We start from the raw sequence: 26,116 nt of genomic DNA, 5'->3' as shown, positions 1-26,116 counted from the left end.
GCCTTTGGCTGTGAGCTTCCTAGTACGGGAAAATAGATTACCACCTCTGAACTGCAGCAGTGAACGGATACCTAGTAATTGCTTGCCGGCAAAAACCGTTATTTAGACTTGAGAAATTGGTGAAGTATGTAACTTTGCGAATTGAAACAAGGGTGGAACCACGAATATAACACTCGTCCCTTTTTTAGGGAGGAGTGTTTTTTTATTTCATTTTTGCATCACACTAGGATTGGAAGGAGGATACGCAGCATGCATCATGATGAGAAAAACAAAATTGGTTTAACAGTAGCGCTTTCTATCGTAGTAGGGACTATCATTGGATCTGGTGTGTTTATGAAACCAGGGAGCGTATTAGATTACTCAGGGAGTTCTAATATGGCTATTCTTGCTTGGGTAATTGGTGGTCTGTTGACACTAGCAAGTGGTTTAACAGTAGCTGAAATTGGAGCGCAAATCCCGAAAAATGGTGGGTTGTATACGTATTTAGAGGAGATTTACGGAAGTTTTTGGGGGTATTTATCAGGCTGGATGCAAACGATTGTGTATGGCCCAGCTATTATTGGAACGTTAGGGTTGTATTTTAGTTCTTTAATGATCAATTTTTTCTATTTAGATAAAGTATGGAATTTACCAATCGCAATTGGTACCGTTGTGTTCCTAGGCGTTGTAAATAGTATGGGGACAAAATATGGAGGTATCGTCCAAACGGTTACGACAATAGGGAAGATGATTCCGATCATTTTAATTGTTGTATTAGGCTTTTGGAAAGGAAATAGTGATATTTTTAACGTAGTAGTGCCGATATCAGAAAATCAAAGTATAGGTATGGCAATTTTAGCAACTTTATTTGCTTATGACGGTTGGATTTTACTCGCTTCCATCGGCGGAGAAATGAAGAATCCAACAAAGTTATTACCGAAGGCAATGACAGTTGGTATTTTAATTGTAACTGCTGCTTACGTATTAATTAACTTGGCGTTACTGAATGTATTACCAGCAACACAAATTGTAGACCTTGGAGAAAATGCAACAGCGACAGCTGCAGGCATGCTACTTGGAGAATATGGCGGAAAAATTATTAGTATCGGTATTATCGTTTCTATTTTCGGTTGTTTAAATGGAAAGATTTTAACGTTCCCACGTATCCCGATGTCGATGGCAGAACGTGGACAACTTCCATTTGCTAAGTTTATTGCAAAGGAAAGTCCGAGATTTAAAACACCAGCAAATGCAATTACTGTTGAAATCATTTTAGGAATTATTTTAATGATTATTAGTGATCCAAATAAGCTATCTGAGATTTCCGTATTCATTATTTATATTTTCTATGTAATGACGTTTATTGGTGTCTTCATTTTAAGAAAACGTAATAAGAATAAAGAGCGTGCATATAGTGTACCTTTATTCCCAATCGTACCAATCGTAGCGATTTTAGGTTCGTTCTTTGTAATTGGTAGTGCAATTATCAATGATCCGGTAAGTTGTTTCTTATCAATTGGAATTGTCTTTACTGGACTTCCGGTGTATTGGTATTTAAATAAGAAGAAAGAAACTGAATGATGGAGGGGTAGGTGTATAATGCGCCTACCTTTTTTATTGTAAAAAAATTGTACTTGCTTACAGTTTCTATTTTGGTTACTATAATAGTAGTAACCAAAATAGAAAGCGTGGGGAAAGACTTGAATTTTCGTGTATATATTTTAGCTATTGCGGCTTTCGTAGTCGGAACGGTTGAGCTAATTATAGGAGGAACGCTTGATTTAGTTGCCAATGATTTAGGAGTATCTATTAGCGCAGCTGGTCAGCTTATAACAATATTTTCAGTAGTATTTGCTTTATCAGGTCCAGTTTTATTAGCGGTAACAGGAAAGTTTGAAAGAAAAACATTATACATTGGGGCATTATCAATTTTCTTAATCGGAAATATTATTTCAGCATTTAGTGTAAATTACGAAATGTTAATGTTCTCAAGGGTAATTTGTGCGGCAAGTGGTTCATTAATTATTGCGCTATCTGTAACACTTGCTTCTAGCGTTGTAGAACCGCATTTTCGTGCGCGTGCAATTGGAATTATTTTCATGGGGATTAGTGGCTCTCTCGTACTTGGGGTACCACTTGGTCTTGTGCTCGGCAATGAATATGGATGGCGTGCACCATTTGTATTCATTTCGATATTAACAGTTATGGCAATCGCTTGTATTTCATTATTCTTAACGAAAGTACCGCCGACATCGGTGTTATCAATAAGAGAACAAATTGCTACGTTGAAAGATAAAAAAATTGTGAGTGCACAGTTAACATCATTTTTATTTTTAACAGGTCATTTAACACTGTATGCATACTTAACACCATTTTTAAAAGATGTGATGCATGTGGAAGCGAACTGGATTAGTGTGTTTTACTTCATTTTCGGAATCGCAGCGGTACTTGGAGGCGGCCTTGGGGGCTTGCTTGCTGATAAATGGGGATCGAAGAAAAGTATTATTTCCATCATTATCGTATTTGCATGTGCAATCTTTATGTTGCCAATGATGACATTTTCATTCCCGCTCTTCATTATTATGATGGGACTTTGGAGTATGCTGAGCTGGGCTATTTCACCAGCACAACAAAATTACTTAATTGAAATTGCACCAGAATCAGCTGGTATTCAGCAAAGTTTAAATAACTCTGCCCTTCACTTAGGAATTGCGCTCGGTTCAACAGTAGGCGGAGTTGTTATTGAAAAATCATCTGTTATATATAACGCTTGGGTAGGCGGTGGCTTTATTATATTAGCACTGCTTTGTGCGATTTTCTCCATTACGAGAGGACGTTCTACTCAGTTTGTGAAAGAAGAATCTATCGTTTGATAGGTTCTTTTTTTATTTGTAAAAAATGGAAGGGGTTAGTAGGAAAATGAAGAAGTTATATATAGCGAGGTGATAGTATATGTATTCAAGTTTTTCAATCATTGGTTTTTTATTTACGATCATACCATTCTTTCTTGTAATTTTTCTCTTTAGATGGGTTCGTTTCATTTATCAAAATTCAGAGAAACAAGTGGAGCAAAATGAGAAAATCATTGAGCTGTTGATGGATATAAAGGAACAAAATGAAAAGGAGTCTAAGTGAACAACTAGACTCCTTTTTATTATTTAATTAGTATCTTAATTTCATCAACAAACTTTTAATTTCCTCATCTTCCATAAAGAGATCATGGTGTTTCTGGGTAATTTTCGCAAGTGCAACGTCATGATAGAAGAATTCTGTAAAGAACTTCACGAAAGGTTGTGACATTGTTTTCATTGCTTGCCATGACTCTTGTTCTACACCAGCAAATAAAATTTCACGGTCGTCAACGATGAGTAGTAAGTAGCGCTCTAATGCATTAGGTTCTTCAGCTGGGATTAGAAAATGCATGTTTTCTAAATCTGTTTCTACTTTTCCAACTATAAGGGACTCAATTTGGACGCCTTGTTTTGCTTTTTGTTCTAGTAAAGGAAGGTATTCTGAAAGAGTGTCATTCCAAGCTGAAATACGAATCGATTCTTTTGCACTTTCAATGAGCTCTTTACTTTGAACTCGAATAGAAGATTGCATCTTTAAGCTCCACACACGGTCATCCGTAAATGATTTTTTTGATATATTCGTTTCTAAGTCTTGAATATTTGCTTGGAATTCTGTCGTTAATTTTTCAATTGCTAGTTTTAGTGGTAATGCTGTATACAACTTTTTCTTTTCTGAAACAGAATCCATTACCATTCCTTTATCTATCAGGCGTGCTAGCACTTCATATATTTTTGCTTTTGGAACACCAGAGTGCTTCACAATTGTTGTAGCATCTAACGGTTCATTGCTTGATACGACAACTTCATAAGCTTGGCTTTCATATTGTGAGAAACCGAATTTTTGTAACATAGTTCCCTCCGAACGAATGAGATTATATTTTAAGGATAATGAACTATTTGTTTTTGCACAAGTGTTAGGAGTATTCCTATGTGAATGGGGTGAGAATTAATTTCAATTTTTTAATTTTATCCATTATACTTAATATAGTGATTAATATTATTACAATACAACGATAAGGGGATGCTTGGGGGAAGATGTTAAGAAGTTTACGTTTAAAAATTGCGGTAGTGTTTTCAGTTCTTATTTCTATGATGTTCGTAATATTGGGTACAGCTATGTATCAATTACAGAAAGAGAAAGAAGTAAGTTCCTTAGACCAGTATTCTCAAAATACGATGGATCTTGTGACAGAGCAACTTACGACATTTGTTCAAAGAACTGATGAAGATATGGGGTATTATGCGAACAGTGAGATGATTCGTAATATGATTCAAGATGGAGTTACTCCAGAAGAGGAAGCGTTTTTGACGAAAGAGTTTTTGGAGTATAAAAAGAACCATCCTGGTATTTTAGATTTATATATTGGTACGAGAGATAAAAAAACATTAAGTGCCAATCTTGCTGAAGGTGGAAAAGTGCCGGAAGGATATGATCCAACGACAAGACCATGGTATAAAGATTCAGAGGCTGATGTGAAAAAGGTTCATTGGGGACAACCTTCATATGAAATCGCGACAGGAAAGTTAAGTGTAGGGGTTTCTAAAGCTATTACGTCTGAAGATGGATCTGTATTAGGCGTTGTTGCGATGGATGTATCGCTCGGAACAATTCAGAAGTTACTTCATAATATTCAATACAATAATGACGGAGAAATGTTTATTATAAATGATAAAAATATAGCTCTTGTTTACCCAGAAAAGATAGGGAAAGATATTTCTAAAGAGCCATTGCTGAAGAGTTTAAATAAAGATGTCACAAAATATGCTGAAACTACATTAAAAGGTGAAGATGTAGTTGTCTATAGTCAGTTATTTGATGCGATGAAATGGAAGATAGGAATTTTTTATCCGAAACAAACGATTGATGGATTGTTAAGTAGTATGAGAAATACAGTCATTATAATGGGATGTATTAGTTTATTAGTTGGAATAGTAGCTTCTTATTTATTCTCAAGAAGATTAGCAAGACCACTGCAATTATTAACGAATCACGTTCACAAAGTAGCAGAAGGAGATTTAACACTGCAAATGAAAGTGACAAGTAAAGATGAGGTTGGAGAGCTGACGAACCATTTTAATCATATGGTTGGGCAAATGAATGAAATGGTAAGTAAAATTAAAAATAGTGTATCAACAGTGCAGCAATCAACGAATAATCTCCATTATTTAACGAATGAAACGGTGGCCGCTAGTAGAGAAGTGTCAGGTGCAATGGATGATGTGAGCGGGGGAGCATCTACTCTTGCCAATAGTGTAGATGAAGTTTCAGCTCAGCTTGAGAACATGGCGCAGTCAGTGGAAGAAATGAATAGCTCCGTTGGTGAAATAAAAGGAGTGGCTGGTAAAGCGGAAAAGGCATCTAAGCAAGGGTTAAATACGATGCAAAATTTAGTTCGTACAAGAGGAGAGTCATCTTCGATTGTTGTTCATACAGAGGAAGCATCTGGTAAGTTAGAGCAAAAAGTCGGATCGATTCAAAATGTTGTAGAGCTTATAAAAGGTATTTCCGATCAAACGAACTTACTTGCTTTAAACGCTTCGATTGAAGCAGCACGTGCAGGTGAGCAAGGTAAGGGATTTGCAGTTGTGGCTGAAGAAGTTCGAAAGTTAGCGGAACAATCAAAAGAGGCAACAGGAGAAATCGCAACGATGATTGGCGATGTCCAATTAGAAGTAAAACGAGTTGTAGAGGTCGTAAGTAAATTGAAAGATATTGCTGATATACAAAATAAAGTGACGACAGAGGCAGAGGCGGAATTCCGTACAATTATGTCGGTTGTAAATACGATTAGTATCTCAGTTGAAAAAATTGTAGAAGAAGTAAACAATATAGGTCACGAGCAAGGTGAAATTACAGAGGTAATGCATACAATTGCTAGTACGAGTCAAGAAAGTGCAGCTGTATCTGAAGAGGTAAATGCTGCAACTGAATCGCAAGTGAATCATTTAGAAAAGGTAGCTCATACGATGGAAAGCTTGACAGAGCATATGAGAGATTTAGAAAGATTAGTCGAGCAGTTTAAAGTGGAAGAGTAACATATTAGTAAAATGATGAGGATTTCGGTAAAATAGACAATGGATATATAAGAAGCAATTATAGGAGGAAAACTACTATGGCAATTGTTGACGTTTCGATTATTCCAGTAGGAACAGGTAATCCAAGTGTTAGTGAATATGTAGCAGAAGTACAAAAGGTGCTAGAGAAAAATGCAGATCGCGTGAAGTATCAATTAACACCAATGAATACAATTATTGAAGGAGATCTTCCTGTCATTCTAGAAGTCATTCAACAAATGCATGAAGTTCCATATACGAAAGGTGCACAGCGCGTTGCGACAACAATTCGTATCGATGATCGTCGTGATAAAGTAAGCACAATGGAGAAGAAATTAAACTCTGTTCGATCAAAATTATAAGAAAAAGCAGCGATCTTCGCTGCTTTTTTCATATAGGAGGTAGATAAGATGAGTGAAAAGTTTAACGAACAATTTGATGGGTTGTTAGAGAAATACACGGAACTATTACTTGGAGAGAGCAATGAAGAAAGAAAAGAACAGGTGCAGAAGTGGGCACTGTATTCTTACATAGCTAAGACGATGCCGGCTTTAGTTAAGCATTGGAATGAGACGTATCCCGATGCGAAAGAAGAAATGGTACAGTTAATCTCGGATATAAAAAAGATAAATGAAGAGAAGCGAAATGAAAAATAAGAGAGCTTGAGGTGAATGTCACCTTAAGCTTTTTTTATCTCGTAAAAGCCCGATTGGTGAGGGTTAATAATCAGAGGGGGAGGGCCCGCCTTATTCTAATTGAATTTTCACTTTATTAATATCTTTATATAATTTATATGGAATATAAAGGGTTTTATAGACATGTCGAATATTTTCGACATGTCTATTTGAGGCCCAGTAAACCCGTTTTTTCTAAATGTCGAAAAATATTCCCTTTATATTTGTAAGCAAGAATATAAGGTTTTAAATGTTTTTATAGTATTTTATAAATTGTCTAAATAATTATTTGTATCAAATAATTTTAAAGAATGATATAATTTCGAAGAGGGGTAAAAAACAGATAAATTACAGTCATAGGGGTGAATTACATGGAACAATTAATGCGAAATTCGTTTCTTTTCTTGTCAAAAAATAAAGCGCTAACAAAGTTAGCTAAAAAGTACGGTTTACGCTTTGGAGCAGGTCGTTTTGTCGCAGGGGAGACAATCGAATTAGCGACAGCAGCTATTAAACAATTGAACAAGCAAGGCCTTTGTGTAACGATCGATTATTTAGGTGAATTTGTTGATAACGAAGCGGAAGCAAATGAAATGGCTAGCGAATCGATTGAAGCGATTCGTGCAATTGGAAGAGAAGGTCTTAATTCGCAGCTTTCTTTAAAGATGACTTCTATGGGATTAGATATCTCTGATGAAATCGTAATGAACAATATGCGCCGTATTTTAGAAGCTGGAAAAGAAAATGGTGTGTTTATTACAATTGATATGGAAGACTATACGCGCTGCGGGAAAACAATTGAGATCTTTAAACAATTAAAATCTGAATACGATAATATTGGTACAGTTATTCAAGCTTACTTATATCGTACAGAAAAAGATATGGAAGAATTAAATGCTTATAGTCCTAATTTACGTCTTGTAAAAGGAGCTTATAAAGAACCTGAAGATGTAGCGTTCCCGGATAAGAAAGATGTAGATGATAACTATAAAAAAATTATTAAAATGCACTTATTAAATGGAAATTATACTGCAATTGCTTCACATGACGAAGCAATTATTGAATATACGAAAAAACTTGCCGAAGAACACAATATTCCAAGAGACCAATTTGAATTCCAAATGTTATATGGTATTCGTAATGAGCGTCAACTTGAGCTTGTAAAAGAAGGCTACAAGATGCGTGTTTATGTACCTTATGGAAACGACTGGTATGGCTATTTCATGCGCCGTCTAGCAGAGCGTCCAGCGAACGTTGCGTTCGTATTAAAAGGTATGGTTAAAAAATAACCAAGGAGAACATACTCCTTGGTTATTTTAATTGCTTAAATGCGTAATGTGCCATTTTCTTCGTATCAGGATATAGTTGCGCGCGAGTAGAAGATAATACGACGTTAATAACGCGTTTACCGTCTTTCTCATCAACAGTTACGACCGTATATTTTCCGAGTGCAGATAAACCGCTTTTACTTCCAATCGCATATGGATCGTCATATAGTTCCTCTCGTCCATAGTTTGCGATTTTTGGAGAGCGTTCAGAAGTATGTAGAGTTGTATGTACTGAATTCATATATTGTAAAACGATTGGGTATTTTAATGCTTCTTTCGTAATAATGGCAATGTCATATGGTGATACTTTATTTCCAAGTGCATCAGCACCACTTGCGTTTTTGAAAGTTGCATGCTTTGTACCAAGTTCCTTCGCTCTAGCATTCATCATTTTCACAAACTCATTTTTTGATCCTGCGATATGTTCTGCAATTGACTCAGAGATTGGGTCTGCACTAATGATAAGCATAAGTTTTAATGCCTCATCCCGTTTTAATTTTTCCCCAGCACGCAGCTTAATTTTTTTACTTTGACTTTCTGTTTTTATTGCGTTTTCTGTAACTGTAATTTCTTCATTTTCTTTTACATTCTCTAGTAAGAGAAGGGTTGTCATCATTTTGGCTATACTAGCCGGATAAGAGCGTTCATCTTCGCGTTTTCCATACAAAATTTCACCTGTGTCTGCATCGATTGTAATTCCGTATTGCCCCGTGATACTAGGCTGATCACCTCTTACAGTTTGGTGTCTTTGTGCATAAGAGAAGAAAATCATCCCTGTAAATAGTGTAGCAATCATTACAATCATAACTATTGTTCGTTTCATCATCGTTCCCTCTTTTGTTTTCCATATGTACAAATAAATTGGGCAGAAAAAGCAGCCATTAATCATTATGCCACGTTTTCTGCCCAAAAATATACCGTTATTTTTCGCCCATATTATGCTTCTTATATTGTTGGTTATTACCTTGACGGCCCTTTTCCACACCGTGATTATGTGGACCTGCATTTCCAGTTACGCTTGCTGCGCTAATTCCAGCTTTTGAAGGGTTCTTCTTAAGTTTTGCCATATATATTCCTCCAGTTTCGTCAGATTATAAAAAGGAAAAGTGTATTTGAGTGAAGAAAATACATATATATAGCATGGGCAAATAAAAGAAAAATATTTATTTCAGAAAATTTTATCAATAAATATATTGCGAAAATTCAAACTGTATCATATATTTATTAGTAGAGGCTCACTCATTGATTGCGACTTATGTCGAAAAATTGAATGAGCATTCATTCAAGAATAGGGGGAGAATTGGATGTTCCAAATTAAAAAGGCTGCTGTTCTAGGTTCAGGCGTAATGGGTTCAGGAATTGCGGCACACTTAGCTAATATTGGTATTCCGACATTATTGCTTGATATTGTACCACCTGCGCTAACAAAAGAAGAGGAAGCGAAGGGACTTACATTAGAACATAAAAGTGTGAGAAATCGTTTTAGTAATACGGCACTGCAAAAACTATTGAAGCAAAAACCAGCTCCTCTGACAGTGAAAGGAAATTTAGCACTGATTGAAGCAGGTAACTTAGAAGATGATCTTGAGCGTCTAGCTGATGTAGATTGGATTATTGAAGTAGTAGTTGAAAACTTAGATATTAAAAAGAAATTATTTGAAAGAGTAGATGCTGTTCGTAAACCAGGTTCTATTGTTAGCTCAAATACGTCAGGCATTTCCGTTGAAAAAATGGCAGAAGGTCGTTCAGACGACTTCCAGAAACACTTCTTAGGAACACACTTTTTTAACCCACCACGATATTTAAAACTTCTAGAGGTAATACCGACGAAAGAAACTGATCCACAAGTATTAAGCTTCATGAAATTATTTGGCGAAGACGTTCTTGGAAAAGGCGTTGTTATCGCAAAAGATACACCAAACTTTATTGGAAACCGCATTGGTACGTACGGCTTGCTTGTAACGCTTCAAGAAATGATTAAGCGCGGCTATAGCATTGGAGAAGTTGATTCTGTAACGGGTCCATTAATTGGTCGTCCGAAGAGCGCAACGTTCCGCACATTAGATGTTGTTGGTTTAGATACATTCGTACACGTTGCAAATAACGTATATGAAAACGTACAAGAAGAAGAGCGTGATGTATTTAAAGTACCAACTTTCATGCATGACATGCTTGATAAAAAATGGCTTGGAAGTAAAACTGGTCAAGGCTTCTTCTTAAAACAAGGAAAAGAAATTTTAGAATTAAATCCTGAAACGATGGAATACGAAGCGCGCAAAAAATTAAAAGCTGCATCCGTAGAGCTAAGTAAGCAAGAAAAAGGATTAGCGAATAAATTGAAAGCGCTTGTATACGCGAAAGACCGCGCAGGTGAGTTGTTATGGAATATCATCACACCAACTCTTTTATACTCTGCAAAGCTTCATAAAGAAATTGCTGACGATATCGTGGCAATTGATCAAGCGATGAAATGGGGCTTCGGTTGGGAGCAAGGACCATTTGAAATTTGGGATGCAATCGGCGTTGAAAAATCGATTCAAAAGATGGAAGAAAACGGCGTAAATGTACCAGCTTGGGTAAAAGAAATGGTAGAGAAAGGTTTTACTACTTTCTATAAACATGATAACGGCGATAGCTACTATTACGATAATGGTGAATATAAGCTAATCGAGCGTAATAAAAAAGCAATTTCTCTTAAACAATTAAAAGAGAAAAATGGCGTATTAAAGAAAAATAGCGGCGCGAGCTTAATTGATTTAGGTGACGGCATCCTTTGCTTAGAATTCCATTCGAAGAGCAATGCAATCGGTATGGATATTACACAAATGATTAACTACGCTGTTGATGAAGTAGAAAAGAATTATAAAGGTCTTGTTATCGGTAACCAATCGAAGAACTTCTGCGTTGGTGCGAACCTAGCAATGATCTTAATGGAAGCACAAGATGACAACTACTTTGAAATTGAGTGGGTTGTGAAAAACTTCCAAGATGCAATGACGAAAATTAAGTACTCTTCTAAGCCAGTTGTAGCAGCACCATATGGTATGACGCTTGGTGGAGGTACAGAAGTTTGCTTACCAGCAGCTAGCATTCAAGCTTCTAGTGAAACGTATATGGGCTTAGTAGAAGTTGGTGTTGGCTTAATCCCTGGCGGAGGCGGTAATAAAGAGCTATACATTAAACACTTAAATAAAATGCCAAACGGTGTAGAGTTTGATCTGCAAAAAGTTGCGAATAAAGTATTCGAATCTGTAGCGATGGCGAAAGTTTCTACATCAGCACAAGAAGCTGTATCGAACAACTTCTTAGGCGATAAAGACGGTATTAGTGTGAATGGTGATCACTTATTATACGATGCGAAACAAAAAGCACTTGCTTTATATGAAGCTGGCTATAAAGCACCGATCCGTAAAAAGATACCAGTTGTTGGCGAAACAGGGTATGCAACTCTTGTACTTGGTGCAGAAGCAATGCATTTATCAGGTTACATTTCTGAACATGATCTTCACATTGCGAAGAAACTTGCATATGTCATTGCGGGCGGAAAAGTACCGTATGGAACAGAAGTTGATGAGCAGTATTTATTAGATGTAGAACGTGAAGCATTTATTAGCTTAGTAAGTGAGATGAAATCACAAGCAAGAATGCAGCACATGCTTGTAAAAGGAAAGCCATTACGTAACTAATAACGAGGGGAGATATCGTTCATGAGAGAAGCTGTCATTGTTGCGGGAGCAAGAACACCAATTGGAAAAGCAAAGAGGGGTTCATTAAAAACAGTTCGTCCTGACGATCTAGGGGCGTTAGTAGTAAAGGAAACGTTAAAGCGTGCGAATTATGAAGGACCAATCGATGATTTAATTTTCGGTTGTGCGATGCCAGAAGCAGAGCAAGGTTTAAATATGGCTCGTAATATCGGCGGATTAGCAGGGCTTTCTTACGATGTTCCAGCTATTACAATTAACCGTTACTGTTCTTCAGGTTTACAAAGTATCGCTTACGGAGCAGAGCGCATTATGCTTGGACACTCTGAAGCTGTATTATCAGGCGGAGCGGAATCAATGAGCTTGGTTCCGATGATGGGACACGTCGTTCGTCCGAATAGTCGCCTTGTAGAAGCGGCTCCAGAATATTATATGGGCATGGGACATACAGCAGAGCAAGTTGCTGTGAAATATGGAATTTCTCGTGAAGAGCAAGATGCATTTGCAGTAAGAAGTCATCAACGTGCTGCAAAAGCATTAGCGGCAGGGAACTTTGCTGATGAAACAGTATCTGTAGATGTGACGTTACGCTCGGTTGGATCAAACAATAAATTGCAAGAAGAAACAATCATTTTCGCACAAGACGAAGGTGTAAGAGCAGAGACGACGCTAGACATTTTAGGTAAATTACGTCCAGCATTTAACGTTCGCGGTTCTGTAACGGCTGGTAACTCTTCACAAATGAGTGACGGTGCAGCATCTGTACTATTAATGGATCGTGAAAAAGCAGTGAGCGATGGCATGAAGCCACTTGCGAAATTCCGTTCATTTGCAGTAGCTGGCGTACCACCAGAAGTAATGGGAATCGGCCCAATCGCTGCAATTCCAAAAGCGTTAAAACTAGCTGGCTTAGAGCTATCTGATATTGGCTTATTCGAACTAAACGAAGCATTCGCTTCTCAATCGATCCAAGTTATTCGTGAACTTGGTTTAGATGAAGAAAAAGTAAACGTAAACGGTGGTGCAATTGCACTTGGACATCCACTTGGCTGTACAGGAGCAAAACTAACACTATCTCTTATTCACGAAATGAAACGCCGCAACGAACAATTCGGTATCGTAACAATGTGTATCGGCGGCGGAATGGGAGCAGCGGGAGTGTTTGAATTACTATAAAAAAAGTGCAAGCCACCGAACATTCTAGCCGCTGGAACTGGATTATAAAAAAAGTGGAAGTGGCTCGCTCAGAACAGGAGGGCGTTGGAAGCCCTGACGAAGAGGCGCTTTTTGCCTCACAGGAAGGGGTGAAACGACCGACTGTTTTAGCCACTGGAACTGGATTATGAAAAAAAGAATGGAAGCAACAAAGGTTTATAAAAAATAAACGGGAGAGCCAGTTTCTTTCAAAAAGAGAGAAGCGGCTCATGAAAATATGAAGGAGGAAATTTTCATGGAAAAAACAGTAGGAAATGCGGTTAAAGGCGGTAGCTTTTTAGTTGATGAGATTACGATTGATCAAGTGTTTACGCCAGAAGATTTTTCATCTGAGCATAAAATGATTGCAAAAACGACAGAGGACTTTATCGTAAATGAAGTTCTTCCGGAGCTTGAATATTTAGAGCAACATGAGTTTGATCGTTCTGTTCGTCTTTTAAAAGAAGCTGGGGAACTTGGTTTATTAGGTGCTGACGTACCAGAAGAGTACGGTGGAATTGGTCTTGATAAAGTAAGCTCAGCGTTAATCGCAGAGAAATTCTCTCGCGCTGGTGGTTTTGCAATTACTCACGGTGCTCACGTAGGTATTGGATCGTTACCGATCGTATTATTCGGTAACGAAGAGCAAAAGAAAAAGTATTTACCATTACTTGCAACTGGTGAAAAATTAGCTGCATACGCATTAACAGAGCCAGGTTCAGGATCTGACGCATTAGGTGCAAAAACAACTGCACGTTTAAATGCAGAAGGTACACATTACGTATTAAATGGTGAAAAACAGTGGATTACAAACTCTGCATTCGCTGACGTATTTATCGTATATGCAAAAATCGATGGAGAGCACTTCTCAGCATTTATCGTAGAGAAAGAATATGCTGGCGTATCTACAAGCCCAGAAGAAAAGAAAATGGGTATTAAATGTTCTTCAACTCGTACGTTAATTTTAGAAGATGCATTAGTACCAAAAGAGAACTTACTTGGTGAAATCGGTAAAGGTCATATTATCGCGTTCAACATTTTAAATATCGGTCGTTATAAATTAGGTGTTGGTACAGTTGGATCTGCGAAACGTGCAGTAGAAATTTCAGCACAATATGCAAACCAACGTCAACAGTTCAAACAACCAATCGCTCGCTTCCCATTAATTCAAGAGAAACTTGCGAATATGGCAGCGAAAACATATGCAGCTGAAAGCTCTGTATATCGTACAGTAGGTTTATTCGAAAGCCGCATGAGCACATTATCTGAAGAAGAAGTGAAAGACGGTAAAGCAGTAGCAGCTTCTATCGCTGAATATGCAATCGAGTGCTCTTTAAATAAAGTATTCGGTTCTGAAGTATTAGACTATACAGTAGATGAAGGTGTTCAAATTCACGGTGGTTACGGATTTATGGCAGAATACGAGATTGAAAGAATGTACCGCGATTCTCGTATTAACCGTATTTTCGAAGGAACGAACGAAATTAACCGCCTAATCGTACCAGGTACGTTCTTACGTAAAGCGATGAAAGGTGAATTACCACTTCTTCAAAAAGCACAAAAATTACAAGAAGAGTTAATGATGATGATGCCAGAAGAAGTAGGCGATGAGCCATTAGCACTTCAAAAATATTTAGTAACTAACGCGAAGAAAATCGGCTTAATGGTAGCTGGATTAGCGGCTCAAAAATACGGTAAAGCATTAGATAAAGAGCAAGAAATTCTTGTGAATATCGCTGACATCGTAAGCAACCTTTATGCAATGGAATCAGCTGTTCTTCGTACAGAAAAAGCAATTAAAACAACTGGTCTTGAAAAGAATAAACAAAAAGTGTTATACACTGAAGTATTCTGCCAAGAAGCATTCAACGAAATCGAAGCAGATGCGAAAGAAACACTTATCGCAGTTGAAAACGGCGACATGCTGCGCATGATGTTATCATCATTACGTAAATTAACTCGTCACACGCCACTTAACGTAATTCCGAAGAAACGTGAAATCGCTGCGAAAATTTTAGAAGATGAGCGTTATACAGTTTAATAGATGAAAAGGAACCAGTGGCCGTTTGGCTGCTGGTTTTTTTATTGATGGATTCTTGAAAAGGGTTGTTTTACATATGTATTTGTAAACAGCTCTTTTTCATGGAGGGATAGGAGATGAAGTTAATAAAAGTAGGAACAGTTCATCAAATCGCATTTTTACCGCGTCTATTTCCGATTAACTGTTACTTTGTCGAAGAAGAAACAGGATTAACGTTAATTGATGCAGCTTTGCCATTTTGTGCAAAGAAGATTTTAGAAGCGGCTGGAAAACTAGGAAAACCGATTACGAATATCGTTATAACACATGCACATGATGACCATGTAGGAGCGCTTGATGCTATAAAACAAGAACTGCCGAATGTTTCGGTCTATATTTCTGAAAGAGATGCTCGTTTACTTGAAGGGGATTTGTCACTGCAACTCGGAGAACCAGGCACGCAAGTAAAAGTGAGTGTGTCAAAAAGGATAAAGACGATTCCAGATATCCTTCTTCAAGAGGGAGATCAAATTGGTTCACTTGTAGCAATTGCAGCCCCAGGCCATACACCGGGATCAATGGCGTTTTTAGACACGAGAAATGATGCGCTCATTGTTGGAGATGCATTTCAAACGAGAGGAGGAGTGGCGGTAGCAGGGCAGTTGATGTGGCTTTTTCCGTTTCCTATGTTTGGTACGTGGGATGCAGAAGTTTCATTAAAAAGCGCTCAGAAATTGCTAGAGTATAAGCCGTCTATATTAGCGACAGGGCATGGGAAGATGATTAAAAATCCGTTAGTGCAAATGCAACGGGCGATTGAAGAAGCGGAAAGGAATTTAACTAGAAAGAGCCTTTAATTGTTTAGAGGCTCTTTTTTGCTAAATGATATTATTTTGTGGGTTTTAAGTATGTGTATATCGCTAATAGGAAACCGAAAAACATAAATATAAAAGGGTCTTGGCTTGGGTTAGGGTCATAGCTATCTTGCACCTTAGTAAGAAAATCATGTGTTTTCATGTTTACCTCTCCTTTTATTCATAAGGTTTAGTATGAAGTGGGGATCATGATGTGGAAGTAAGAAATTTTTATTTTATAATAATATAATTCCTAAAACTATAGAATACAAAGCGTTCATAATATGTAAAATTGCATATTATTCTTTTTGAAATTTTTGTTATATTATCCTTATATTTATATTAAAGGATTTTTGTTAAGGTAATGAAAACAAATGGAGGAATAGTATGAGTAAAACGGTGTTAGAAGCGTATAGTGTGGAAAGGAAAATAGATAATATAACATATAAAAATCTATTTGTAATGATAGCAATCATTTTAGGATTCTTACTTCTAGGAGGGTTATTCCTTGGTTTAGCTTTTGGGATTTATGGTGAGGAAGCGTTGCGTGATAATTTAGAAGGGTACTATTTCCTTTTATTAGATGCAGCTGTTGTTGCTATCGTTTTATTAGCTTATAAACCAGTTCTTCATTTTATTAAATATATTTGGGATTTATCCGTTTTGAAGAATGGGAAGACATATTTATATCTATTAATTGGTTTTATGGTTATTGCATTATCACAATATTTAATGTTACATGTGTTTAGTTTTGAAAGTGCAGCAGAACAACAGAAACAATTAGGGAGCTTAGGACTTCAAAATAGTCTACAAAGTATTATATATGTGTTAAGTGTTGCTATAATTACACCGGTTAAAGAAGAAATTCTATTTCGAGGTATTTTATATCGATTTTTAGAAAAGAAATATAATTTTTTAGTTGGTATCATTATTTCTTCCTTCATTTTTGGAATTCTTCATGGAGGTCTTCTAATTACGGCGACGATTATGGGGATTGTGTTTGCGATGTTATACAAAAAGACGCAATCTATTATACCTAGTATTATTTTACACATTGTATGGAATTTACTTGTGAGTATAAGTATGATTGTATCTCTATAAAATTGAACGAATATTTAGCATAAAAGATGGATGGCCTAGCTATGCATCTTTTATTTTGTTTATAGGTAGGAGAAGTTAATTCATGCATGTATATAATCCAAAAAGAACCAAATACTAATGACGAATGAACAAAGAAAGGCAGGAGTATTCCATGCAAAATTTAACAGAGCTTGAAGTAGAAAACTTACGTCATTTAATCGGTGGACACGCAACAATTATTAACAAGTTGGAGCAGTATGCACAGACGTGTACAGATCCAGAGTTGAAACAAATGCTACAAAAGGATGCGCAAGATGCACGAAATACGAAGCAACAATTAATGACTTTTTTAGGATAGGAGGAAGAGAGAAATGAATGAAAAAGATATGGTAAATGATTATTTAGCAGGATTAAATGCAAGTTTAACAAGTTATGCAAATTATATTGCTCAGTCTGATAATGAACAGTTACACCAAACATTAATTCAAATTCGTAATCAAGATGAAATGCGCCAACGTAATATGTATGAGTACGCAAAGCAAAAGAGTTATTACAAACCGGCAGCACCTGCGAATCCAATGATTGTGCAGCAATTAAAAGGCCAATTAAGTGCGGAATAATGGGATGAAAAAAACGAGCGAATGAAGTCGCTCGTTTTTTTGTTTTGTCCCGTAAAAGCCCAATGGATAAAGGTTGATTGAAGTTTCAATTTATATATGTCAATAAATACATAATAAATATTTTTTCAGTTGTAACAAATATGACGAAAATTAAATATAACAATTCACAAAAAGGACAAAAACTTTGCTCAATATTTCACAAAGTATCCATGGTTTCTATCGTGGGAATCTCTATAATTAAGAGTGTAAAGAACAAAAGAAATAGATTATATGATCAATTAGGAGAGATTGCTATGAAAAGAAATACAAGAAAAATTGCAATTATCGGTACTGGATTAGTTGGATCAAGTTGTGCATATTCCATTGTAAATCAAGGCATTTGCGAAGAGCTATTATTAATTGATATAAATCATGAACGTGCAGTTGGGGAAGCGATGGATTTATCACATTGCATTAACTTTACAAATACAAGAACAAAAGTATATGCAGGAAGCTATGAAGACTGCAAAGATATGGACATCGTTATTATTACAGCGGGACCAGCACCAAAACCTGGACAAAGTCGCTTAGATACTTTAGGAGCGAGTGCGAAAATTATGGAAAGTGTTGTTGGCGGCGTAATGGAAAGTGGATTTGACGGTATTTTCTTACTTGCATCGAACCCAGTTGATATTATTACATATGAAGTGTGGAAATTATCTGGATTACCTAGAAATCGTGTGATCGGTACTGGTACATCACTAGATTCTTCTCGCTTAAGAACAATTTTATCTGAAATGTTACATGTAGATCCTCGTAGTATTCATGGGTATTCATTAGGAGAACATGGTGATTCTCAAATGGTTGCTTGGTCTCACGTAACTGTTGGTGGAAAGCCAATTCTACAAATTTTAGAGGAGCAAAAAGAACGATTTGGTGAAATAGATTTAGATGAAATTGTTGAGAAGACTGCAAAAGCAGGATGGGAAATTTATAAACGAAAAGGTACTACTTATTACGGAATCGGAAATTCTCTAGCGTATATTGCGAGCTCAATCTTTAACGATGATCACCGTGTTATTGCTGTATCAGCCATTTTAGATGGAGAGTACGGTGAGTATGATATTTGTACAGGAGTGCCAGCTATTATTACTAGAGATGGTATGAAAGAAGTTGTAGAACTAAACTTAACAGAGGACGAAGAATCTCGATTCGCAAAATCAAACGATATTTTACGTGATTATATGAAAACAATTGGTTACTAACTTATAGGAGAAGGTGAAACAAATGAAGGAATATATAATGTCTCGTGTATTTAAAGCATCTGCTGGAATCGCACAAGGTATTTTCGTATCCCTCGGAATTGGTTTACTGATCGAAAATATAGGAAGAATTGTTGATATTCCATTACTTATTACAATCGGAGTTGTTGCAAAATCACTTATGGCACCAGCAATTGGTGCCGGCATTGCTTTTATGCTCGGTGCAAACGGTCTTGTTATCTTTTCAGCGATGGTAGCTGGAGCGATTGGTGCCGGATCCATTTCAATTACTGAAGCGGGTCTAATCATTAAAACAGGTGAGCCAATCGGTGCATTATTAACAGCAACTTTAGCTGTATATATCGGTAAACGTTTAAGTGGAAAAACTGCGTTAGATATGATGCTCGTTCCATTTGCGGCCATATTAGGTTCTGGTTTAGTTGGTATTTGGTTATCTCATAATATTACTCCTGTTTTAAATACAGTTGGAGCATTTATTAAAGATAGTTCAGCTGGTAGCCCGTTTATCGCTTCTATCGTCATTGCAGTAGTTTGGGGGCTATTACTTATCTCTCCAGCTTCATCAGCTGCATTAGCGATCGCACTTAGCTTAGATGGCGTTGCAGGTGGTGCAGCTCTAGCAGGATGCGTTGCTCAGTTTATCGGATTCTCTGTAATCTCAGCGAAAGAAAATAATTTAGGTGGCATATTAGCTCAGGCGCTTTGTACTCCGAAAGTACAGTTGCCAAACATTACTAAAAATCCAATGATTCTCGTCCCGACTGTCGTCGCTAGTGCGATAGTCGGCCCAGTATCGGCATTAATTTTCCAATTAGAAGCAGGGAAAGAAATCGCTGGTCTTGGATTAAGTTCTCTTATCGCACCAATTAATTTAATTTCCAGTCAAGGATGGGGAGTTCTTCCAGCTATGGCAATCACTTATATCATCATTCCAGTAGCTGTTTCTTATATACTTTACATTGCTCTTAAAAAAGCAGGTCGTATTCATTCTGGTGATATGACTGTACCGCAATCTTAATTTGAAAATCTCCTTAATAATAGATAAAAGCAGACTGAAGAAGCCACAGTCTGCTTTTTTGTTATGTTACATCTTATGATTTTGTTTTACTGGAATGCGTACTGTTTCTTTTGCTAATAAGAGCTGAACGCCGAAGTATAATATACTCGCGAGCGTCATTCCAGAAACAGCATCTACAAATGCATGTTGCTTCGTAAATAGTGTTGATAAAATGATAAGTGTACCGAAGAAAGTAAGGATATAATATTCAAAAGCATGTTGCTCTCTACGCTTAAAGGCAGCTAACATAATTACAAATGTCGTAAGAACGTGAATGCTAGGGAAACAGTTTACCGGTTGATCAATACTATAAATATAGCGAACTAGTTCAGAAAATACGTCTGTTCCAACGACAGTTGGACGTGGTACAGTTGTCTGCCAAAAATAATAAATAGAAAAACAAGCAAGTTTGCCAAGAATTACACTACTTAAAGTAACGTAATATTGCTTTCGATCAGCAAAGCAGTAATAAATAAGTGCGCCGTATAAGTAAGGAAACCAAAGTAAATAAGGAATAATAAATGCTTTTACAAATGGAATCCAATCATCTACTACAGTTGTGACATCTACTGCGTGAACAGTTGATTTATTTAATACGTCGTAAAGGGGACTTACGAGTACGAGTAGAAGTATATAACTTAACGGAAGAAAAGATGAAAGTTTAAATTTCTTCATGATAATCTCCTATGTTTAGTAATGTAGGTAAATTCAATTGATTATAATATAGAAACGTAAATTGGGCTATCGATTTTACTTACATTTTCTTGAATTAACCTTACGTTTTTGTCACTTGACTTAAAAGAAGGGGAGAGTGCTATATGAAGCGTTTATCGTATTTCTTATTTTTTATATTGATATGCCTAGTGAGTGCTGGGTGTGCAAAGGATAAAGAAGGAGAGAAATTAGAATATAACGGGAGAGCACTCGTAATTGGAGTTGTTGGAGAAAAACCGAAAGATACGTTTAGAAATATAAAGTTTGAAAGTGTAAAGCTAGAAGAGATGCAGGAGAAATCAGCAAAAGTTGATGGTTTTTTCGTTATGAAAGAATATTTTAAAGAGGCATCAAAGGAGCGGTATACGGACTTATTTTTATCGTTAAAGAAGCCAGTGTTTTTTATTGGCTTACAAGATAAACCATACTTAATTTTTACTGAAAAAGATTTAGATTATGACAATGCCCCAAAGGATAGAGCTATGATGTATACGCAAGGATTTGTAAATATGGGAAACCCTGAAGGACAGTATTGGGGTATGGGATTATATAAAGATACGGTTTCCAATCAAAATATTCATAATATGTATATAGTAGTGTTTCAAACAATTTCAGATTATTTAAGTCGATGATGGAGGAGGCCGTAAAAGGGGCTTCTTCTTTTTTGAATAAACGTTTGTTTAAGATGCATGTCCGGTAGGAAGAAATCGATGCAGTTTAAAGGCTCACATAAAAAAATAGGAAATTAATCAAACGTTTGTTTAAGATGTATGTTCGGTAGGAAAGAATTGATGCAGCACAAAGGCTCACATAGAAAAATAGAAAATTAATCAAACGTTTGTTTAAGATATATGTTCGATGCAGAATGAGAGAAGAATCGAAAAAAATTATATATTTATTTTTTTCTTAACAAATGGCGGAAAAATAAGAAAAATTCGCAGGATTATTAAAATTTATCACGAAATAAGTAAAAGTTTAGCGAATAATCGTTTGAAATAATAAAACGTTTTCTATATGATAAAGGTAAAGGTTAGTAAAAAAGTAGGTGAATTTATGACAGTAACATTTTATTCATATCCAAAGTGTGGCACATGTCAAAAGGCAAAGAAATGGTTTGAGGCAAACGATGTAGCATATGAGATGATTCATATTGTTGAAAATCCACCGTCAAAAGAAGATGTACGTAATTTACATGTAAAAAGTGAATTACCATTAAAAAAATTCTTTAATACAAGTGGAATGCGTTACCGCGAACTTGGTCTAAAAGATAAGTTGAAAGATGCAAGCGAAGACGAAATGTATGAGCTTTTAGCATCTGATGGCATGTTGATTAAACGTCCAATTGTAACAGATGGAACGAATGTAACACTTGGTTTTAACGAAGAGCAGTTTGAAAGTGTGTGGAAAAAGTACCAATAAGGTATTTTTACATAATTAATACATTCACTGGAGGTACAGTCATGAGCATTCCAAATAATTTACGTTACTCTGAAGAACACGAATGGGTAAAAACTGAAGGTAATGAAGTTGTAATCGGTATTACTCACTTTGCACAAGGTGAGCTAGGCGATATCGTATTCGTTGAACTTCCTGAAGTAGGTGCAACAATCGAAGCTGACGAGCCATTCGGAAGCGTAGAATCTGTTAAAACAGTTTCTGAATTATACGCACCTGTAAGCGGTAAAGTTGTAGCAGTAAACGAAGAATTAAGTGACCAACCAGAACTTGTAAACGAATCTCCATACGAGGGTGCATGGATGGTTAAAGTTGAACTTTCTGATGCAAGCCAAGTTGAGAAGTTATTAACTGCAGAAAAATATGCAGAAATGACAAACCAAGACTAATTTTAGTCAACTGAAGGACAGCCTTTGTGCTGTCCTTTTTATTTTGTGCTACATAATGAGTTGAAAAGCACATATATATGAATCAATTATCATGTGAGAGTACATTAATGGGAAATCTATTTAGTGAAGTTTCATGCTTTTTACAATCTAAACAAGCCGCTTCCGCTTTTCTTTTGCAAAAATAAACAGGAAACAACATGAAAATAACGAATATACTATATACTAAGTTAAAGGTTGTATAGTATATGGTGATCGGGTGATGACATATGATTTATGTAGAAAAAGTCATTATTGTAGAAGGTAAATCAGACAGAAGAAAGATTGAATCTATTATTCGTGAACCGGTGGAAATTGTTTGTACAAATGGTACAATTGGTTTGTCGAAAATGGATGAGCTCATTGATCAGTTTTTTGATAAGGACGTATATGTGCTAGTGGATGCTGATGATGCAGGGGAAAAGTTAAGGAAACAGTTTCGAAAAGAATTTCCGCAAGCAGAGCATATTTATATTGATCGCTCGTACCGAGAAGTGGCGACTGCACCTTCTTCACATTTAGCAAATGTATTATGGGGAGCTGACATTGACGTTTATACAGAATATTTACGGTAAGGAATGATAGAAGTGATTGACTGGACAGGAGCCGAAGCTACAGCCCTAATAGAGAATGAAGAAAAAACAGTGCTATATGTATATACACCGATGTGTGGAACATGCCAATTAGCAAAGAAGATGTTAACGGTTGTCGAGATGACGATTGAAGAGTTGAAAATTGGAATGTTAGATTTAAATTATGCTCCGCATTTAGCGAAAGAGTATGGAATCGAAAGTGTGCCTTGTTTACTTGTTTTTGAAAATGGGACACTCATGAAGAAGATATATGCATTTCATTCGGTTGAATATTTATATACGGAATTAAAGTAGGCGGCAAAGTTTTTGCCGCCTCGACATATTTCTTGGGAAATATGTCGACATGCGGGATGGATACAGTATTTGTCGAGCGAAAGTAACAGGATTGCTCTTTAGTGAGAGGGAAATGGTATGTAATAGAAAGTGATATGAAGGATGTGATTTAGGGTGAAATTATATTCTTTGCTTCAATCATTTGTAAATTACGCTAACGGTCAATATCATTTAGAACCGCTTTTAAGACAAGGAGAAAAAACTGTTAATTTCCGCTTTGGAGATGAAAGTTGTTCATTACAAATTTCAAGAGATTATATAGAATTGTCACAAGAGGCAAGAGGAACGGAACAAATTGTGTGCTTAGATGAAGAGGATGTAAAACAATTAGTGAACGGAAATGTAAGATTGCAAACGTTAATGAACGATGAACGTGTGCAATATTCGGGAACATATCGAACGATGCTATTAGTTGAATCGATGTTTCATATATGTAAACCGATGTCAGTAGGTGCTTAAAATTCTGAAGTTTCTTGTTTTGTGAAAATTCTTGTTGACATGACGTGTGGATATTGATACAATTCAATTCATAAAATATAGACAATTTCATAAATTACAAATCAGACGAAAATTAAATCTGATTTCTCTTATCAAGAGAGGTGGAGGGACTGTGCCCTGTGAAGCCCGGCAACCGTCAACTTATGTTGAAATGGTGCCAATTCCTGCAAAGCGAATGCTTTGAGAGATGAGAGAGAGGGATAATGTTGTTATATACGCATATAAACCTTTCTGCTTCTCTAAAGCGGAAAGGTTTTTTTGTTGTTTGAATGTGGAGGACATTCAAATAATAAGAGGAGCTATGGCGATAGATTACACGCATGAAAAATAAAAAAATTGCGGAGTCTATCCAAAGTTTTATGAAATCCAGCTCCAGCGGCTAGAACAGTCGGTCGTTTCATCCCTTCCTATGAGGCAAAAAGCGCCTCTACGTCAGGGATTCGGGCGTCCTCTTGTTCTAAACGAGCCGCTTGCGCTTTTTACTTAAAAAAGGGGTGAACATCATGATCTTATTAGAAAATGTAAAGAAAATATATAAGGCAAAAAGCGGTGATGTCACTGCTGTAGATAACGCCAATTTAAAAATAGAAAAAGGCGAAATATTTGGTGTTATCGGATATAGTGGTGCTGGGAAAAGTTCTTTAATAAGGCTGTTTAATCAGTTAGAGAAACCAACTTCTGGCCAAATTACAATTGCAAATCGTGTCATTTCAGCAATTACAGGAAGTGAACTTCGTAAGGCAAGGCAAGAAATTGGAATGATTTTTCAGCACTTCAACTTACTTTGGTCACGAACTGTACGCGAAAATATCGCATTTCCACTTGAGATTGCAGGTGTTGATAAGGAGAAGAGAAGAAAACGTGTTGATGAGTTAATTCATCTCGTTGGATTAGAAGGAAGAGGAGACGCGTATCCATCCCAGTTAAGTGGTGGACAAAAGCAGCGTGTTGGGATTGCTAGAGCGTTAGCTAACAACCCACAAGTGCTTTTATGTGATGAAGCAACGTCAGCACTGGATCCGGAAACGACAGATCAAATTTTAGATTTACTACTTGATATTAATAAGCGTCTCGGTTTAACAATTGTATTGATTACACATGAGATGCACGTAATTCGAAAGATTTGTAATCGTGTTGCGGTAATGGAGAAAGGGAAAATCGTAGAAACAGGTCCAGTACTTGACGTATTCCGTAATCCACAGCAAGACATTACGAAACGCTTTGTACAGCAGTTAACAGATTCTGAAGATACAAACGAAACAATTGAAAGTTTAATTGAAAAATATCCAGATGGCAAAGTAATTCGCTTGCAGTTTGTCGGCGAGGCTGTAGAAAGACCAGTACTTCAAAGATTAATGCAACGCAGTGATATAGAAGTTAGCATTTTGCAAGGAAATATCGCACAAACGAATAACGGTTCTTACGGAAGTTTAGTTGTTCATTTAAATGGTGAGGAAACAGCAATCCAGCAAGCGATAGAGGGAATACATCAAGATCAAGTAGAGCTGGAGGTGATTGCACATGGATAAGTTACTCGCAAATGTTGATTGGAATCAAATGTTAGAAGCGACTGGTGAAACGTTATATATGACGGCAATCGCAGCGCTTGCCACATTTGTTTTAGGACTCATTTTAGGATTGTTACTCTTTATGACATCGAAAGATAATTTATGGGAAAACAAAGCGGTTAATACAGGGATTGGAGCCTTTGTAAACATATTCCGTTCTATACCGTTCATCATTTTAATCATTTTATTAATTCCATTCACAAAGATTATCCTTGGAACAATTCTCGGGGCTAGTGCAGCATTGCCAGCTTTAATTATTGGAGCGGCACCATTTTACGCAAGAATGGTTGAAATCGCACTTCGTGAAATTGATAAAGGTGTAATCGAAGCTTCAAAAGCAATGGGGGCAAAAACAAGCACAATCATTTTAAAAGTGTTAATTCCAGAATCATTACCAGCGTTAGTATCTGGTATTACGGTAACGACAATTGCTTTAGTAGGCTATACAGCAATGGCGGGAGTTGTTGGTGCTGGTGGTCTTGGAACACTTGCTTACTTAGAAGGATTCCAGCGTGGAAATAACGATGTAACAATCGTTGCGACAATTTGTGTGTTACTAGTTGTATTTTTCATTCAGTGGATTGGTGATAGTGTAACGACTCGAATAGATAAAAGATAATGAAAACAGGAGGG

The 26,116-nt window shown here is 36.6% G+C and carries 28 protein-coding genes and 1 riboswitch; of the genes, 24 read left to right on the top strand and 4 right to left on the bottom strand.

Annotated features, from left to right (window positions below; genetic code table 11):
- The first annotated feature begins 249 nt into the window (after nt 1-249).
- The 3 genes from F0362_RS24785 (at nt 250) to F0362_RS24775 (ending at nt 3,114) form a co-directional block, all read left to right on the top strand.
- Nucleotides 250-1,560, top strand: a complete 1,311-nt coding sequence (locus F0362_RS24785; RefSeq protein WP_000546326.1) for an APC family permease — start codon at nt 250-252, stop codon at nt 1,558-1,560.
- 107 nt (nt 1,561-1,667) lie between these two features.
- Nucleotides 1,668-2,852, top strand: coding sequence for an MFS transporter (locus F0362_RS24780; protein WP_002049364.1), 1,185 nt, complete (start codon nt 1,668-1,670; stop codon nt 2,850-2,852).
- Nucleotides 2,853-2,931: 79 nt separating this feature from the next.
- The gene (locus F0362_RS24775; protein WP_000287384.1) at nt 2,932-3,114 is read left to right on the top strand and encodes a hypothetical protein; all 183 of its coding nucleotides are present in this window, start codon (nt 2,932-2,934) and stop codon (nt 3,112-3,114) included.
- A gap of 27 nt (nt 3,115-3,141) precedes the next feature.
- Here the strand turns inward: F0362_RS24775 and F0362_RS24770 are convergent, their stop codons facing one another.
- Nucleotides 3,142-3,900 carry a TrmB family transcriptional regulator gene (locus F0362_RS24770; RefSeq protein ID WP_000939466.1) on the bottom strand — a complete coding sequence of 253 codons (759 nt, stop codon included), beginning with the start codon at nt 3,898-3,900 and terminating at the stop codon, nt 3,142-3,144.
- A gap of 185 nt (nt 3,901-4,085) precedes the next feature.
- Between F0362_RS24770 and F0362_RS24765 the strand changes: the two genes are divergently transcribed.
- The 4 genes from F0362_RS24765 to F0362_RS24750 all read left to right on the top strand — a co-directional run bounded on the left by F0362_RS24765 (nt 4,086) and on the right by F0362_RS24750 (nt 8,067).
- Nucleotides 4,086-6,086: a methyl-accepting chemotaxis protein gene (locus F0362_RS24765; RefSeq protein WP_149890004.1), complete on the top strand. Its 2,001-nt coding sequence runs from the start codon at nt 4,086-4,088 to the stop codon at nt 6,084-6,086.
- Nucleotides 6,087-6,163: 77 nt separating this feature from the next.
- Nucleotides 6,164-6,466, top strand: a complete 303-nt coding sequence (locus F0362_RS24760; protein WP_001018860.1) for an MTH1187 family thiamine-binding protein — start codon at nt 6,164-6,166, stop codon at nt 6,464-6,466.
- 48 nt (nt 6,467-6,514) lie between these two features.
- The gene (locus F0362_RS24755) at nt 6,515-6,760 is read left to right on the top strand and encodes a YusU family protein (protein WP_001290590.1); all 246 of its coding nucleotides are present in this window, start codon (nt 6,515-6,517) and stop codon (nt 6,758-6,760) included.
- A gap of 389 nt (nt 6,761-7,149) precedes the next feature.
- Nucleotides 7,150-8,067 carry a proline dehydrogenase family protein gene (locus F0362_RS24750; RefSeq protein ID WP_000436777.1) on the top strand — a complete coding sequence of 306 codons (918 nt, stop codon included), beginning with the start codon at nt 7,150-7,152 and terminating at the stop codon, nt 8,065-8,067.
- A 22-nt stretch (nt 8,068-8,089) separates the two neighbouring features.
- Here the strand turns inward: F0362_RS24750 and F0362_RS24745 are convergent, their stop codons facing one another.
- Nucleotides 8,090-8,929, bottom strand: a complete 840-nt coding sequence (locus tag F0362_RS24745) for a D-alanyl-D-alanine carboxypeptidase family protein (protein ID WP_000831453.1) — start codon at nt 8,927-8,929, stop codon at nt 8,090-8,092.
- Nucleotides 8,930-9,026: 97 nt separating this feature from the next.
- Nucleotides 9,027-9,173: a YuzL family protein gene (locus tag F0362_RS24740; protein ID WP_001096344.1), complete on the bottom strand. Its 147-nt coding sequence runs from the start codon at nt 9,171-9,173 to the stop codon at nt 9,027-9,029.
- A gap of 237 nt (nt 9,174-9,410) precedes the next feature.
- Between F0362_RS24740 and F0362_RS24735 the strand changes: the two genes are divergently transcribed.
- The 9 genes from F0362_RS24735 (at nt 9,411) to F0362_RS24695 (ending at nt 19,858) form a co-directional block, all read left to right on the top strand.
- Nucleotides 9,411-11,792, top strand: coding sequence for a 3-hydroxyacyl-CoA dehydrogenase/enoyl-CoA hydratase family protein (locus tag F0362_RS24735; RefSeq protein WP_149890003.1), 2,382 nt, complete (start codon nt 9,411-9,413; stop codon nt 11,790-11,792).
- 21 nt (nt 11,793-11,813) lie between these two features.
- On the top strand, nt 11,814-12,986 hold the full coding sequence (locus tag F0362_RS24730; protein ID WP_001206331.1) for an acetyl-CoA C-acetyltransferase: 1,173 nt from the start codon (nt 11,814-11,816) through the stop codon (nt 12,984-12,986).
- 256 nt (nt 12,987-13,242) lie between these two features.
- Nucleotides 13,243-15,045: an acyl-CoA dehydrogenase family protein gene (locus tag F0362_RS24725; protein WP_002008874.1), complete on the top strand. Its 1,803-nt coding sequence runs from the start codon at nt 13,243-13,245 to the stop codon at nt 15,043-15,045.
- Between the two features lie 116 nt (nt 15,046-15,161).
- Complete coding sequence (locus F0362_RS24720) at nt 15,162-15,881, top strand: MBL fold metallo-hydrolase (protein WP_000767042.1); 720 nt, start codon at nt 15,162-15,164, stop codon at nt 15,879-15,881.
- Between the two features lie 384 nt (nt 15,882-16,265).
- A complete protein-coding gene (locus F0362_RS24715) occupies nt 16,266-16,979 on the top strand; it encodes a CPBP family intramembrane glutamic endopeptidase (protein ID WP_000048028.1) in 714 nt (237 codons plus the stop codon).
- 151 nt (nt 16,980-17,130) lie between these two features.
- A complete protein-coding gene (locus tag F0362_RS24710; RefSeq protein WP_001180553.1) occupies nt 17,131-17,316 on the top strand; it encodes a hypothetical protein in 186 nt (61 codons plus the stop codon).
- A gap of 13 nt (nt 17,317-17,329) precedes the next feature.
- Nucleotides 17,330-17,578, top strand: coding sequence for a spore coat protein (locus F0362_RS24705; RefSeq protein WP_001002985.1), 249 nt, complete (start codon nt 17,330-17,332; stop codon nt 17,576-17,578).
- Between the two features lie 140 nt (nt 17,579-17,718).
- Complete coding sequence (locus tag F0362_RS24700; protein ID WP_225893379.1) at nt 17,719-18,822, top strand: L-lactate dehydrogenase; 1,104 nt, start codon at nt 17,719-17,721, stop codon at nt 18,820-18,822.
- Between the two features lie 22 nt (nt 18,823-18,844).
- A complete protein-coding gene (locus F0362_RS24695; protein ID WP_000666180.1) occupies nt 18,845-19,858 on the top strand; it encodes a PTS sugar transporter subunit IIC in 1,014 nt (337 codons plus the stop codon).
- A 66-nt stretch (nt 19,859-19,924) separates the two neighbouring features.
- On the opposite strand, the gene F0362_RS24690 is transcribed toward F0362_RS24695, so the two are convergent.
- A complete protein-coding gene (locus F0362_RS24690) occupies nt 19,925-20,572 on the bottom strand; it encodes a phosphatase PAP2 family protein (RefSeq protein ID WP_000713778.1) in 648 nt (215 codons plus the stop codon).
- Nucleotides 20,573-20,715: 143 nt separating this feature from the next.
- Here F0362_RS24690 and F0362_RS24685 point away from each other — a divergent pair, with 143 nt between their 5' ends.
- From F0362_RS24685 to F0362_RS24650, 8 genes are all read left to right on the top strand, one after another.
- Nucleotides 20,716-21,243: a hypothetical protein gene (locus F0362_RS24685; RefSeq protein ID WP_000826884.1), complete on the top strand. Its 528-nt coding sequence runs from the start codon at nt 20,716-20,718 to the stop codon at nt 21,241-21,243.
- A gap of 421 nt (nt 21,244-21,664) precedes the next feature.
- Nucleotides 21,665-22,030: an arsenate reductase family protein gene (locus F0362_RS24680; protein WP_000218973.1), complete on the top strand. Its 366-nt coding sequence runs from the start codon at nt 21,665-21,667 to the stop codon at nt 22,028-22,030.
- A gap of 41 nt (nt 22,031-22,071) precedes the next feature.
- Nucleotides 22,072-22,455, top strand: coding sequence for a glycine cleavage system protein GcvH (gcvH, locus tag F0362_RS24675; RefSeq protein ID WP_000026896.1), 384 nt, complete (start codon nt 22,072-22,074; stop codon nt 22,453-22,455).
- A gap of 266 nt (nt 22,456-22,721) precedes the next feature.
- The gene (locus tag F0362_RS24670) at nt 22,722-23,066 is read left to right on the top strand and encodes a toprim domain-containing protein (RefSeq protein ID WP_000640865.1); all 345 of its coding nucleotides are present in this window, start codon (nt 22,722-22,724) and stop codon (nt 23,064-23,066) included.
- Between the two features lie 3 nt (nt 23,067-23,069).
- On the top strand, nt 23,070-23,378 hold the full coding sequence (locus F0362_RS24665; RefSeq protein WP_002039867.1) for a thioredoxin family protein: 309 nt from the start codon (nt 23,070-23,072) through the stop codon (nt 23,376-23,378).
- Between the two features lie 153 nt (nt 23,379-23,531).
- Complete coding sequence (locus tag F0362_RS24660) at nt 23,532-23,876, top strand: hypothetical protein (protein WP_000781224.1); 345 nt, start codon at nt 23,532-23,534, stop codon at nt 23,874-23,876.
- A 125-nt stretch (nt 23,877-24,001) separates the two neighbouring features.
- A riboswitch (SAM riboswitch) is annotated at nt 24,002-24,109 on the top strand.
- A gap of 309 nt (nt 24,110-24,418) precedes the next feature.
- Nucleotides 24,419-25,444 carry a methionine ABC transporter ATP-binding protein gene (locus F0362_RS24655; protein WP_000601773.1) on the top strand — a complete coding sequence of 342 codons (1,026 nt, stop codon included), beginning with the start codon at nt 24,419-24,421 and terminating at the stop codon, nt 25,442-25,444.
- Nucleotides 25,437-26,102: a methionine ABC transporter permease gene (locus F0362_RS24650; RefSeq protein WP_000359403.1), complete on the top strand. Its 666-nt coding sequence runs from the start codon at nt 25,437-25,439 to the stop codon at nt 26,100-26,102. The genes F0362_RS24655 and F0362_RS24650 overlap by 8 nt, the downstream gene beginning before the upstream one ends.
- Nucleotides 26,103-26,116: the final 14 nt, after the last annotated feature.

Source organism: Bacillus sp. BS98 (assembly GCF_008432245.1).
GTDB classification, from domain to species: domain Bacteria; phylum Bacillota; class Bacilli; order Bacillales; family Bacillaceae_G; genus Bacillus_A; species Bacillus_A toyonensis.
The sequence above is the reverse complement of the archived record's forward strand: the minus strand, read 5'-3'. Positions and strand labels throughout refer to the sequence as shown.